This is a genomic window from Streptomyces fradiae ATCC 10745 = DSM 40063, from assembly GCF_008704425.1.
GTDB lineage: Bacteria > Actinomycetota > Actinomycetes > Streptomycetales > Streptomycetaceae > Streptomyces > Streptomyces fradiae.
The window spans coordinates 1,675,620-1,688,010 of the sequence record NZ_CP023696.1 but is presented as its reverse complement, the minus strand read 5'-3'; the positions used below and the strand labels follow the sequence as shown (position 1 = coordinate 1,688,010).

Genomic DNA, 12,391 nt, shown 5'->3' with positions numbered 1-12,391 from the left:
GGCCGGTGGGGCCACGCGCGGGGGCCGTCCGTCCGGGCCGGGGCCACGTGCGGGGCCGTCCGTCTGGCCGGGGTCGCCGACGAGTCCCGTCCGTCTGGCCGCGGTCGCCGACGGGTCCCGTCCGTCTGGTCCGGGCCTCGCTCGGGCGCCGTCCATCGCACGGCGCCGGGGCCCGCCAGAGCCGTCTGTCCGGTCCGGGGCGCGTCCAGGGACCGTCTGTCCGGTCGGGGGCGCGTACGGGGGCCGCCTGTCCGGTCCGGGGTGGGCGCGGGGGCCGCGACGCCGGGCCCGGCCGGTCGCGTCGGGTTACGCGCGGGGCGCGCAGCCGAGGACGTGCGCCTTGACGAGCGCGCCGATCTCCGGGTCGCGCCGCCGGAACGCCTCCACCAGGTCCTGGTGCTCCTGCGCGTACTCCTTCTGCACCGTGCCGAGCCAGCGGATCGACAGGGCGGTGAACACCTCGATGCCCAGCCCCTCCCACGTGTGCAGCAGCACCGCGTTGTGCGCGGCCCGCACCAGCTCCCGGTGGAAGGCCACCGTGTGCCGCACCTGCCCGGTGCCGTCGCCGTGCGCGTCCGCCTCGTACAGCGCCGCCACGTGCGGCTCCAGCGCCGAGCAGTCCTCCGCCAGCCGCTCGGCCGCCAGCTCGGCGGCGATCTGCTCCAGGCCCGCCCGCACCGGGTACGACTCCTCCAGGTCCGCCGCCGTCAGGTTGCGCACCCGGACGCCCTTGTTCGGCGCCGACTCGATCAGCCGCAGGCTCTCCAGCTCCCGCAGCGCCTCCCGTACCGGCGTCTGGCTGACCTGCAGCTCCGTGGCGATCCGGCGCTCCACGATCCGCTCTCCCGGCTTCCAGCGGCCGCTGACGATGCCCTCCACGATGTGCTCGCGGATCTGTTCCCGCAGCGAGTGCACGACGGGGGACGGGGTGGTCATGGGAGGGGGCTCCTTCGCTGCCGAGGCGGTCGACGCCGTGCCGCCATTATTCCGCCCGGTCCCGCGCACCCGCCGGGCGCGGGCCGCCCGGCACGACGACGGCGCCCCCGCGCCGGGCAACTGCCGGGCGGGGGCGCCGCGTTGGACGTACGGCCTGCCGGTGGGGCCTACAGGCCGAGGTCGACCTCGAACTCGCCGGCCTCCAGGATCGCCTTGACGGCGGTCAGGTAGCGGGCGGCGTCCGCGCCGTCGACCAGGCGGTGGTCGTACGACAGGGTCAGGTACGTCATGTGGCGCACGGCGATGGTCTCGCCGAGCTCCGGGTGGTCGACGACGACCGGGCGCTTCACCGTGGCGCCGATGCCCAGGATGGCGACCTGGTTCGGCGGGACGATGATCGTGTCGAACAGCGCGCCGCGCGAACCGGTGTTGCTGATGGTGAAGGTCGCGCCCGCCAGCTCGTCCGGGGTGATCTTGCTGGCCCGGACCTTGGCGGCCAGGTCGGCCGTGGCCTTGGCGATGCCGGCGATGTTCAGGTCGCCCGCGCCCTTGATGACCGGCGTCATCAGACCCTTCTCGGAGTCCACGGCGATGCCGATGTTCTCCGAGTCGAAGTACGTGATGGTGCCCTCGTCCTCGTTGATCCGGGCGTTGATGACCGGGTGGGCCTTCAGCGCCTGGGCCGCCGCCTTGACGAAGAACGGCATCGGGGAGAGCTTGACGCCCTCGCGGGCGGCGAAGGCGTCCTTCGCACGGCCGCGCAGGCGCATCAGCTTGGTGATGTCGACCTCGACGACGGAGGAGAGCTGCGCCTGGCCGTGCAGCGCCTTCATCATGTTGTCGCCGATGACCTTGCGCATGCGGGTCATCTTGACCGTCTGGCCGCGCAGCGGGGACGCCTCCTGCGCCGGGGCCTTGGCGGCCGGGGCCGCGGCGGCGGCCGGAGCGGCCGGGGCGGGGGCCTTGGCGGCCTCGGCGGCGGCCAGGACGTCCTGCTTGCGGATGCGCCCGCCGACGCCGGTGCCCTTGACGGACGCCAGGTCGACCGCGTGCTCGGAGGCGAGCTTGCGCACCAGCGGGGTCACGTAGGCGCCCTCGTCCGTCGCCTGGGCGGCGGCGGGAGCGGCGGCCTGCGCCGAGGCGGCCGGAGCCGGGGCGGCCGGAGCCGCAGCGGCCGGGGCCGGGGCCGGGGCGGCCGGGGCCGGGGCGGGCTGTGCGGGCTGGGCCGCGGGGGCCGGCTGCGCGGGGGCGGCCGGGGCCGGAGCGGGCGCCGGAGCCTCGGCCGGGGCGGCCGGGGCCGGGGCCGGGGCGGGCGCCGGAGCCGGGGCCTCGGCGGGCGCCGGGGCGGCCGGGGCGGGGGCGGCGGCCGGAGCGGCACCGGCGGCACCGATGACACCCAGCTTGGCGCCGACCTCGGCGGTCTCGTCCTCACCCACGGTGATCTCCAGCAGGGTGCCGGAGGTGGGGGCGGGGATCTCGGTGTCGACCTTGTCCGTGGAGACCTCGAGCAGCGGCTCGTCGGCCTCGACGGAGTCGCCGACCTGCTTCAGCCAGCGGGTGACGGTGCCCTCGGTGACCGACTCGCCCAGCGCGGGCAGGACGACGTCGGTGCCCTCGGCCGAAGCGCCGCCGGAGGCGGCCTCGGCGGTCGGGGCGGGGGCGGGGGCGGCGGCCTCGGTCGACGGGGCGGCCTGCGGGGCCTCCTGCGCCGGGGCCGGGGCGGCGGCCGGGGCCTGCTCGGCGGCCGGCGCGGGGGCGGCGGCCTGGGCCGGGGCCTCCTCGGCGGCCGGGGCCTCGGCGGAGGCGCCCGAGCCGTCGTCGATGACGGCCAGCTCGGCGCCGACCTCGACGGTCTCGTCCTCGGCGACCTTGATGGAGGTCAGCACGCCGGAGGCGGGTGCGGGGATCTCGGTGTCGACCTTGTCGGTGGAGACCTCGAGCAGCGGCTCGTCGGCCTCGACCCGCTCGCCCTCGGCCTTCAGCCAGCGGGTGACGGTGCCCTCGGTGACGCTCTCGCCGAGCGCCGGCAGGGTTACGGAAACCGGCATGGTTTCACTTGCTCCTAACGAAACGTGTGCGGTAAGTGGTCGCGCCCGGTGACTGGCGTCAGTCGTGGGAGTGGAGGGGCTTGCCCGCGAGCGCCAGGTGGGCCTCGCCGAGCGCCTCGTTCTGCGTCGGGTGGGCGTGGATGAGCTGCGCCACCTCGGCGGGCAGGGCCTCCCAGTTGTAGATGAGCTGGGCCTCGCCGACCTGCTCGCCCATGCGGTCACCGACCATGTGGACACCGACCACGGCACCGTCCTTGACCTGGACGAGCTTGATCTCGCCCGCGGTCTTCAGGATCTTGCTCTTGCCGTTGCCCGCGAGGTTGTACTTCAGCGCGACGACCTTGTCCGCGCCGTAGACCTCCTTGGCCTTCGCCTCGGTGATGCCCACGGAGGCGACCTCGGGGTGGCAGTACGTCACCCGCGGCACGCCGTCGTAGTCGATCGGCACGGGCTTCAGGCCGGCCAGGCGCTCCGCGACCAGGATGCCCTCGGCGAAGCCGACGTGCGCGAGCTGGAGGGTGGGGACGAGGTCGCCCACGGCCGAGATCGTCGGCACGTTGGTGCGCATGTACTCGTCGACCAGGACGTAGCCGCGGTCCATGGCGACGCCCTGCTCCTCGTAGCCCAGACCCTGGGAGACCGGGCCGCGGCCGATCGCGACCAGCAGCACCTCGGCCTCGAACGTCTTGCCGTCCGCCAGGGTGACCTTGACGCCGTTCTCGGTGTACTCGGCGCTCTGGAAGAACGTGCCGAGGCTGAACTTGATGCCGCGCTTGCGGAAGGCGCGCTCCAGCAGCTTCGAGCTGTTCTCGTCCTCGACCGGGACCAGGTGCTTGAGGCCCTCGACGATCGTGACGTCGGTCCCGAAGGACTTCCACGCGGAGGCGAACTCGACGCCGATGACGCCGCCGCCGAGGATGATCGCGGACTCCGGGACGCGGTCCAGGGTCAGCGCGTGGTCCGAGGACAGGATCCGGTTGCCGTCGATCTCCAGGCCGGGCAGCGACTTCGGCACGGAACCCGTGGCGAGCAGCACGTGGCGGCCCTCGACACGCTGGCCGTTCACGTCCACGGAGGTCGGGGAGGACAGCCGGCCCTCGCCCTCGATGTACGTCACCTTGCGGGAGGCGACCAGGCCCTGCAGGCCCTTGTACAGGCCGGCGATCACGTCGTCCTTGTACTTGTGGACGCCCTTGATGTCGATGCCCTCGAAGGAGGTCCTGACACCGAACTGTTCCGCCTCGCGGGCCTGGTCCGCGATCTCCCCGGCGTGGAGCAGGGCCTTGGTGGGGATGCAGCCGTTGTGCAGGCAGGTGCCGCCGAGCTTGTTCTTCTCGATGAGTGCGACGTCCAGGCCAAGCTGCGCACCTCGCAGAGCCGCGGCGTAACCGCCACTGCCACCGCCGAGGATCACTAGGTCGAAAACGGTGCTGGCGTCGTTCGCCACGTCACGTCCTCCATGCATATGCGCCGGTCGCCGGTCCTCGATGACTGGCGGCGGCTGGTGTTCGGCCGCTGTCTCTTCGGCCCTGTGGTGGGGGCCCTGTCCTGCCGGTCACCCATCTTCGCACTTGTCGCGGCGGTGCGGGACGCGGGGCCGGTCCCTGAGACGTGCCGCCGGCACGCGGGCGGCCCCGGACGGGTGACGTCCGGGGCCGCTCTTCCGGGGCCGCGCCGGGATGTGCTCCCGGCGGCCTCGCCGTGTGGTCCCATCGCTGCCGGCCCTCCCCTGAGGCCCGGCAGCCCTCCCCGGGACCGTCCGGGCGTCAGCCCAGGTCGCCCTCGGCGGTGCGCTCCGCCAGCCGCACCAGGGTGCGGACCGCCGAACCGGTACCGCCCTTCGGGGTGTAGCCGTACGGGCCGGACTCGTTGAAGGCCGGGCCGGCGATGTCCAGGTGCGCCCAGGTGATGCCCTCGCCGACGAACTCCTTCAGGAACAGGCCGGCCACCAGGCCGCCGCCCATGCGCTCGCCCATGTTGGCGATGTCGGCGGTGGGGGAGTCCATGCCCTTGCGCAGGTCCGCCGGGAGCGGCATCGGCCAGGACTGCTCGCCGACCTCCTCGGCGGTCTCGTGGACCGCGGTGCGGAACGCGTCGTCGTTCGCCATGACGCCGAACGTGCGGTTGCCGAGCGCGAGGACCATGGCGCCGGTCAGGGTCGCCACGTCCACGATCGCGTCCGGGGCCTCCTCCGAGGCGCGGGTCAGCGCGTCGGCCAGGACCAGGCGGCCCTCGGCGTCGGTGTTGAGCACCTCGACGGTCTTGCCGCTGTACATGCGCAGCACGTCACCGGGGCGGGTGGCCGTGCCGGACGGCATGTTCTCAGCGAGGGCCAGCCAGCCGGTGACGTTGACCGGCAGGCCCAGCCGGGCCACGGCCACGACCGCGGCGAACACGGCGGCGGCGCCGCTCATGTCGCACTTCATGGTCTCGTTGTGGCCGGCCGGCTTCAGGGAGATGCCGCCCGAGTCGTAGGTGATGCCCTTGCCGACCAGGGCGAGGGTCTTCTCCGCGTCCGGGTGGGTGTAGGCCAGCTTCACCAGGCGGGGCGGGTTGGCGGAGCCGGCGCCGACGCCGAGGATGCCGCCGTAGCCGCCCTTGGCGAGCGCCTTCTCGTCCAGGACCTGGACCTTGAGGCCGTTCTCCTTGCCCGCCGCGGTGGCGACGGCGGCGAACGCCTCGGGGGTCAGGTCGTTGGGCGGGGTGTTGATCAGGTCGCGGGCGCGGTTGACCTCCTCCGCCAGCGCGAGCGCGCGCTCCGCGGCGGCCTTGGCGGCCTTGTCGCGCGGCTTGGCGCCGAGCACGGCGACCTCGCCGAGGGGGCCCTTGGCGTCCTTGCCGCGCTCCTGGTACGCGGTGAAGGCGTACGCGCCGAGCAGCGCGCCCTCCGCGACCGCGGCGACGTCCTCCGCCGCCTCCACGGGCAGCGCGAAGCCGGCCTTCTTGACGCCGGACAGGGCGCGGGCGGCCGAGCCGGCGGCGCGGCGCAGCGCCTCGGCGCCGTACGCCTCGTCCTTCTCCGGCGCCTGGCCGAGGCCGACGGCGAGCACGAGCGGGGCCTTCAGGCCGCTCGGGGAGGGCACCTTGGTCACCTCGCCCTCGGCGCCGGCCGCGCCGAGGGTCTCCAGGACGGCGGCGAGCTTCCCGTCGAACGCCGAGTCCACGGCCTCGGCGCCCGGGGCGAGGACGAGGCCCTTGCCGCCGTCCGCGGCCTTGGCGACACCGACCACGAGGGCGTCGGCGCGCAGCGTCGCGGCACCGGTGGTGCTGAGAGTGAGAGCAGTCACGGTGGTGAATTCTCGCTTCCGTTGAGTCGTCTGGCGGTCGAGGGGTGGGCCGACCGTGCCCGCCGCATGGTATGTCCGCCCCTCCCGCGTGGCGGGACGAGCCTACGCGCGCGTAGACGCTCCGCTCACGGGGGCGGGCGTTCACCCGTCCGGGGGCCGGCCGCGCGGGCGGGTCCGGGCCCGCCGGGGCCGGTCCGGGCCCACCTCCCGGGGAGCCGCCCGCAGGGCCGGGCCCGTGCCGCGTCCCGCGCCGGGCCGCCGCGTTCGCCCGCCGCACCGCGCGCACCGGGGCGTGCTCCTCCCGGACGAGGCGCCTGCGTTCTCCGGCACGGTCCCGGAACGCCCCGCGGTTGCCGCCGGAAGCCCGGCCGGGCGGTGGCGGCCGCGCGGCGGGCGTGGTGCCGCCGGGAGCCGTACGCACAGCCGTCGGCGGCCGTGCCGACGGCCGCCCGGCCGGCCGTCAGCCCAGGGCCAGGACCACCAGGGCGGCGGTCGCCGCCGTCTCCGCGACCGCGCCGAAGACGTCCCCGGTCACCCCGCCGAACCTGCGCACGCACCGGCGCAGCAGCGCCTCGGCCGCGGCGAGCGCCACCAGCGCGCCCCCCAGATGCGCCCCGGCGCCGTACGCGGTCGCGGGCGCCCCCGCCAGCGCCCCGGCGCCCGCGCACCCCGCCGCCACCAGCACCCCGGCCGCCAGCGCGGCCCGCGCCGGCACGGTGCCCGCCACCACCGCGCCCAGCCCCTCGGGGCGGGCCGCCGGGACACCGGTGCGGCAGGCGAGGGTGAGCGCCAGCCGCGCGACGGTGCCCGCCACCACGGCCGCGACCGCGCCGCGCGCCCACCCCTGCCCGTACAGCTCGTACAGCGCCGCCACCTGGGCCAGCAGGACGAAGACCAGGGTGACCACGCCGAACGGCCCGATGTCCGACCGCTTCATGATCCGCAGCGCCTCCTCGGCCGGCCGGGCGCTGCCCAGCCCGTCGGCCGTGTCGGCCAGGCCGTCGAGGTGGAGGCCGCGGGTCAGCACGGCCGGTACGGCCGCCGAGGCGACGGCGGCGAGCAGCGGGCCCGCGCCGAGCAGCAGGAGCAGGACGCCGGCCGCCGCGGCGCAGCCGCCCACGACGAGCCCGGCGAACGGCGCGCAGAGCATCCCGCCCCGGGCGGCGTCCCGGTCCCAGCGGGCGACCCGCGCGGGCAGGACGGTGAGCGTGCCGAAGGCGAAGCGCGGTCCGTGGAAGCGGGGGAGCGGGTCGGTGGTGGTCACCGCGCGCACACTAGCCGCTGCCGGGCACCGCCCGGCCCGGTAGATTGCCGCAAAACGCCTCATCGCGGACGGGGTGGCATGGGTCACTGGTTCATGCGGGACATCGTGGAGCCCGGCAAGCTCCCGCTGCTGCTGGCGCTGGCCTCCTTCGTGGCGACCTTCCTCGTCACCCGCACCGTCACCCGCCTGATCCGCGCCGGGCGGGGCCCGTTCCGCGACGTCAGCACCGGCGGCGTCCACATCCACCACGTGGTGCCCGGCGTCGTCCTCACCCTGATCGGGGGTTTCGGCGCGATCGGCGCGCAGGGGCAGGTGGCCGCCGCCGTCTGCGCGGTGGTGTTCGGGGTCGGGGCGGGGCTGGTGCTGGACGAGTTCGCGCTGATCCTGCACCTCGCCGACGTGTACTGGACCGAGCAGGGCCGCCAGAGCGTGGAGGCGGTCGTCCTGACCACCGCGCTGGTGGCCCTGGTCCTGAGCGGCGCGGCGCCGCTGGGCGTCGACGAGCTGACGCCGGAGGAGCGGCGCGACCGGCTGAACGTGCTCCTCACCGTCGTGGTGAACCTGCTCTTCGTGGTGGTCGCCCTGGTGAAGGGCAAGCTCCGCACGGCGGTCATCGGGACGCTGGTGCCGCTCGTCGCCGTGGTCGGCGCGGTGCGGCTGGCCCGCCCGGACTCGCCCTGGGCGCGGCGCTTCTACCGGCGCAGGCCGCGCGCCCGCTCCCGCGCGCGGCGGCGCGCCGACCGCCACGACCGGCGCTGGGCGTGGCTCGGCCGCGGCTTCCAGGAACTGATCGCGGGCACCCCGGACCCCGTACGGCCGGCCAGGCCCCCGGACGGGGCGGACGACGCGGGCGGCGCGGTCGAGGCGGGCGGCGCGGACGGCGCGGGCGGCCCGGACGGTTCGGGCGGCGCGCGGACGGGTGCGTCCCCGCCCGGCGCGGACGGCGCCACCGGCCGGGGCGGGCCTCCGCCGGGTACGACGGCTCCGGGCGCCCCTCAGGACGGGGCCTCGCCGGGCACGGGCTCCGGCGCCCCGGCGGGCGCCCCGCCGTCCGTACCGCCGACGGTCCCGCCGGGCTCCGCGCCCCGCCCGTCCGCCGCTCCGGAAGACCCCTCGCCCGGCACCGGCGCCGCCCCGCCGGGCGCCGCCCCGCCCGGCGCCGCCCCGGGGAGGCCGCCCACCGCCCGGCCGGAAGCGCCGCCCCCCGGGCCGCCGGACGAGTCGCCCCCCGGCCCGTCGGAGGGCCCCCGGCCCTGAGCCGCGCGCGGGAGCGCACGCCCCCGGCGCCACCGCGCCAGCCCGTACGCCGCCACCGCGGCCACCAGGGCCGCCAGGTGCTCCTTGCCCGCCAGGTTCGGCTTGACCACCGCCTCCACCACCATGGCGGCGATCACCAGCCACCCGGTGAGCCGCGCCCGGTACCGCCAGCAGACGAACACCGCCAGCCCGACCACGGCCGCCGACGGACCGGTGTCCACCACGCGCGCGTCGGAGGCGGGCAGCCCCAGCAGCGGCGTGCCGGGCCCCAGGGCGATGCCGACCCGGGCGTACGTCGTCCCGGCCAGCGTCGCGACGTACGCGACGACGAGCGTCCGGGTCCGGCCCAGGCAGATCTCCGCGATCCCGAAGACGACGAGGACCTGCGCGAGCGCGCCCCACACCGGCAGGTCGAGCGCCGGGACGAACAGCGACAGGGGCGTGCGCGCCAGCGCCGCCCACAGCGGGTCCTCCGCCCGCACCGACCCGACGGCCTGGACCGGCCCGTACCCCCACGGCTGGTTCTGCACGAGCTGGAACAGCCCCGTCAGACACACCGCGGCCGTCGTCAGGGGCACCGCCCGAGGCCCGCGCGCGGCCAGCGCCGCCCGCACCGCACCGAACAGCGGCCCCCACTCCCGGCGCGCGAACGCCCGTACGGCCGGGCTCACCGGCCCGCCCCCGGCCGGGGCGCGGAGAGCGGCCGGAGCGCGGGCGCGGTCCGCCGGTCCGGCGGGGCCACGGCGGCGATCCGTGGCAGGGCTGTTCCTTCGGCGGTCAATGGGCTCCCCCTGAGGCGCGTGCGGCGCGGTCGTCCGGGGGCGCGCGGCCACGTCGCGCACCGGTGCGGCCCGCCCCTGGCGGGCGGGCCGCACCGGTGCGTGCGTCAGTCCATGCCGCCCGTCCCGCCCGCGTCCTGCGGCTCCGGCTGGTCGGGCCGTACCGGCAGCTCCGCCGCGAGCGCCGCGGCGGCCTGGACGAGGGGCAGGGCGAGCAGCGCCCCGGTTCCTTCGCCCACAGTGACGCCGTGGTCGAGCAGCGGGTTGAGCGCCATCCGGTCCAACGCCTTCGCCTGCGCGGGCTCCCCGCTGACCTGCCCGGCCAGCCACCAGTCCGGCGCCCGGAACGCCGCCCGCTGCGCGACCAGCGCGCACGCCGCCGACACCACGCCGTCCAGGATCACCGGCATCCGCCGCACCGCCGACTGGAGCAGGAAGCCGGTCATCGCGGCGAAGTCCGCGCCGCCCACCGCCGCCAGCAGCGCCAGCTGGTCGCCCAGCACGGGCCGGGCCCGGCGCAGCGCGTCGCGGACCGCCGCGCACTTGCGCATCCACGCCAGGTCGTCGATGCCGGCGCCGCCCCGCCCGGTCACCACCGAGGCGTCGGTGCCGCACAGCGCGGCGATCAGCGTCGCGGCCACCGTGGTCCCGCCGACGCTCAGGTCGCCCAGGACCACCAGGTCCGTGCCCGAGTCGGCCTCCTCGTCGGCGACGGCCACACCGAGCCGCACCGCCCGCTCGGCCTCCTCCGCCGTGAGGGCGTCCGCCACGTCGATCCGCCCGCTGCCGCGCCGCACCCGGCGCCGTACGACGTCGTCGGGGAGCAGCGCGGGGTCGCAGTCCAGGCCCGCGTCCACGACCCGCACCGGCACCCCGGCGCGCCGGGCCAGCACGGCGGCCGGACTGGCGCCGTCGAGCACGCGCCGTACGAGGACGTGCGCCGCCCCGGCCGGGCGGCCCGACACGTCGAGCGCGGCCACCCCGTGGTCCCCGGCGAACAGCACCAGCTTCGGCCGCTCCACGGGCCGTACGGGCACGGCGCCCTGCGCCGCGGCGAGCCACTCCCCGAGCTCGTCCAGGCGGCCGAGCGCGCCGGGCGGCACGGAGAGCCGCTCCCGGCGTTCCTCGGCGTCCCTGCGGGTGCCGCTGTCCGGGCGCTCGATCAGTTCGGAGAAGTCGTCGAGATTCAGCCTGCTCATTCGCGGAACAGTACCGGCCCGGCGAGACGGCCGGTGCCGGGCCGGCGGGGAGGCCGGCGCCGGGCCGGCCGGATCCCCGGAGCGGCCCGGCCGGGCGGTCAGCCGCGCACCACCAGGACCTGCCCGGACACCGCGAGGAGCACCTGCTCGCACTCGTCGGCGAAGGCCGCGTTGAGCCGCCCCAGCTCGTCCCGGAAGCGCCGCCCGGCGGCCGTCGCGGGGACGACGCCGGAGCCCACCTCGTTGGTGACGGCGACCACCGTGCGGCGCGTCGCGCGGACGGCGGCCACCAGCTCCGCGACCCGCTCCCGCAGCGCCTTCTCACCGGTGCGGGCCCAGGTCCCGTCGTCCCAGGCGCCGACCCGGTCCATCGCGTCGGTCAGCCACAGCGACAGGCAGTCGACCAGCAGCGGCGGCCCGTCCGCCGCGAGCAGCTCCGCGACCTCGCAGGTCTCCTCGGTGCGCCAGGAGGCGGGCCTGCGCTCCCGGTGCGCGCCGACGCGGGCCGCCCACTCGGCGTCGCCGTCCCGGCCCCCGCCCGTCGCCACGTACACCACGTCCGGGTACGCCTCCAGGCGCCGCTCGGCCTCCAGCGACTTGCCCGACCGGGCGCCGCCGGTCACCAGGGTGCGCCGGGGCGGCGCGGGCGCCTCCCGGTACGCGCCGACCGTCAGCGTCGTCCCGTCGGGCACGGCCCTGGCCCCGGCCGCGCCGAGCCGCCGGTCCAGCGCGGGGCCGGGCGCCGCGTCGTGGTCCAGGTGCACGGCGAGCACGTCGGTCTCCGCCCCGACCGCGCCCACCGCCCGGAGCCGGGCCAGCGCGTCGGGCCGGCCGGTCACGTCGAGCGCGACCAGGTCGTACGGGCGCTGCCGCGCGGCCGGCCCGGCGGGGGCGCCGCCCGGCGGCAGGTACAGCATCCGGGCCCCCTCCAGGGACGCCACCTCGTACCCGGTGCCGGGCGCGTCCAGCGCCACGGCCCGGACCCGGTGCCCGCTGATGAGGGTGAGCTCCCGGCCGTCCGGCACCCGGCCGGCCGTCGGCAGCCCGGCGGGCAGCTCCACGGGCGGGCCGTCGTGCGGGTGGGTGAGCAGCACCTGCCGTACGCCCGTCAGGGTGCGCCCCGCGCGGGCGGCGGCCAGGGCGGCGCCGGGGGTGAGGTCCAGGAGCAGCGCGCCGTCCACGAGCAGCGAGGCGGCGCTGCGCGCGTAGGGGCCGCGGGCGGTGGCGCACGCGGCGCAGGGGCAGCCGGGGCGGGGGAGCCCGGCCGGGGCTCCGGTGCCGAGCAGAGTCAGTTCCACGTACCCGATCTTCCCGTGAGCCCCGCGCGGCTGCGCGCCCGGCTACGCTGCGGGCAGGAACCAGCACTGGTGCGGGAACCCTTGGAGGGGCACATGGCGTGGACGTGGCGGTTCGAGAGTGCCGACGGCACGGAGGTGGAGCCGGCGGTGCGGCCGGAGGAGTTCACCACGCAGGGGGACGCCGAGTCCTGGATCGGCGAGACCTGGCGGGACCTGCTGGAGGGCGGCGCGCAGCAGGCCAGCCTCTACGAGGACGACACGAAGATCTACGGCCCGATGTCGCTGAACGCCGAGTCGTGAACGCCGAGTCGTGAACGCCGGGA

The 12,391-nt window shown here is 76.9% G+C and carries 8 protein-coding genes and 2 pseudogenes; 2 read left to right on the top strand and 8 right to left on the bottom strand.

The window, feature by feature from the left end; translation table 11 throughout:
- Window positions 1-306: 306 nt before the first annotated feature.
- The 5 genes from CP974_RS07445 to CP974_RS07425 form a co-directional block, all read right to left on the bottom strand.
- Complete coding sequence (locus tag CP974_RS07445; protein WP_031137543.1) at window positions 307-936, bottom strand: GntR family transcriptional regulator; 630 nt, start codon at window positions 934-936, stop codon at window positions 307-309.
- 167 nt (window positions 937-1,103) lie between these two features.
- Window positions 1,104-2,984, bottom strand: coding sequence for a 2-oxoglutarate dehydrogenase, E2 component, dihydrolipoamide succinyltransferase (gene sucB / locus CP974_RS07440; RefSeq protein WP_085921205.1), 1,881 nt, complete (start codon window positions 2,982-2,984; stop codon window positions 1,104-1,106).
- Between the two features lie 58 nt (window positions 2,985-3,042).
- The gene (gene lpdA, locus CP974_RS07435; protein WP_031135944.1) at window positions 3,043-4,431 is read right to left on the bottom strand and encodes a dihydrolipoyl dehydrogenase; all 1,389 of its coding nucleotides are present in this window, start codon (window positions 4,429-4,431) and stop codon (window positions 3,043-3,045) included.
- A 319-nt stretch (window positions 4,432-4,750) separates the two neighbouring features.
- The gene (locus CP974_RS07430; RefSeq protein WP_031135946.1) at window positions 4,751-6,271 is read right to left on the bottom strand and encodes a leucyl aminopeptidase; all 1,521 of its coding nucleotides are present in this window, start codon (window positions 6,269-6,271) and stop codon (window positions 4,751-4,753) included.
- 460 nt (window positions 6,272-6,731) lie between these two features.
- Entirely contained in the window at window positions 6,732-7,544 is an 813-nt protein-coding gene (locus CP974_RS07425) for an adenosylcobinamide-GDP ribazoletransferase (RefSeq protein WP_223844532.1), read from the bottom strand.
- 69 nt (window positions 7,545-7,613) lie between these two features.
- Between CP974_RS07425 and CP974_RS07420 the strand changes: the two are divergent.
- A pseudogene (locus CP974_RS07420) lies at window positions 7,614-8,366 on the top strand (hypothetical protein); the annotation flags it as partial.
- A gap of 478 nt (window positions 8,367-8,844) precedes the next feature.
- Here CP974_RS07420 and CP974_RS29505 read toward each other — a convergent pair.
- From CP974_RS29505 to CP974_RS07405, 3 genes and pseudogenes are all read right to left on the bottom strand, one after another.
- Window positions 8,845-9,463, bottom strand: a pseudogene (locus CP974_RS29505) (hypothetical protein); the annotation flags it as partial.
- A 215-nt stretch (window positions 9,464-9,678) separates the two neighbouring features.
- Window positions 9,679-10,770 carry a nicotinate-nucleotide--dimethylbenzimidazole phosphoribosyltransferase gene (gene cobT / locus CP974_RS07410; protein WP_037939687.1) on the bottom strand — a complete coding sequence of 364 codons (1,092 nt, stop codon included), beginning with the start codon at window positions 10,768-10,770 and terminating at the stop codon, window positions 9,679-9,681.
- Window positions 10,771-10,868: 98 nt separating this feature from the next.
- Window positions 10,869-12,068: a bifunctional adenosylcobinamide kinase/adenosylcobinamide-phosphate guanylyltransferase gene (locus CP974_RS07405; RefSeq protein WP_031136343.1), complete on the bottom strand. Its 1,200-nt coding sequence runs from the start codon at window positions 12,066-12,068 to the stop codon at window positions 10,869-10,871.
- Between the two features lie 93 nt (window positions 12,069-12,161).
- On the opposite strand from CP974_RS07405, the gene CP974_RS07400 reads away from it, so the two are divergent.
- Window positions 12,162-12,368: a hypothetical protein gene (locus tag CP974_RS07400; protein ID WP_031136345.1), complete on the top strand. Its 207-nt coding sequence runs from the start codon at window positions 12,162-12,164 to the stop codon at window positions 12,366-12,368.
- Window positions 12,369-12,391 lie beyond the last annotated feature (23 nt).

Coding starts and splice junctions, on each gene's coding strand:
- CP974_RS07400 (WP_031136345.1), top strand. CDS start 12,162: ATGGCGTGGACGTGGCGGTTCGAGAGTGCCGACGGCACGGAGGTGGAG.
- CP974_RS07445 (WP_031137543.1), bottom strand. CDS start 936: ATGACCACCCCGTCCCCCGTCGTGCACTCGCTGCGGGAACAGATCCGC.
- sucB (WP_085921205.1), bottom strand. CDS start 2,984: ATGCCGGTTTCCGTAACCCTGCCGGCGCTCGGCGAGAGCGTCACCGAG.
- cobT (WP_037939687.1), bottom strand. CDS start 10,770: ATGAGCAGGCTGAATCTCGACGACTTCTCCGAACTGATCGAGCGCCCG.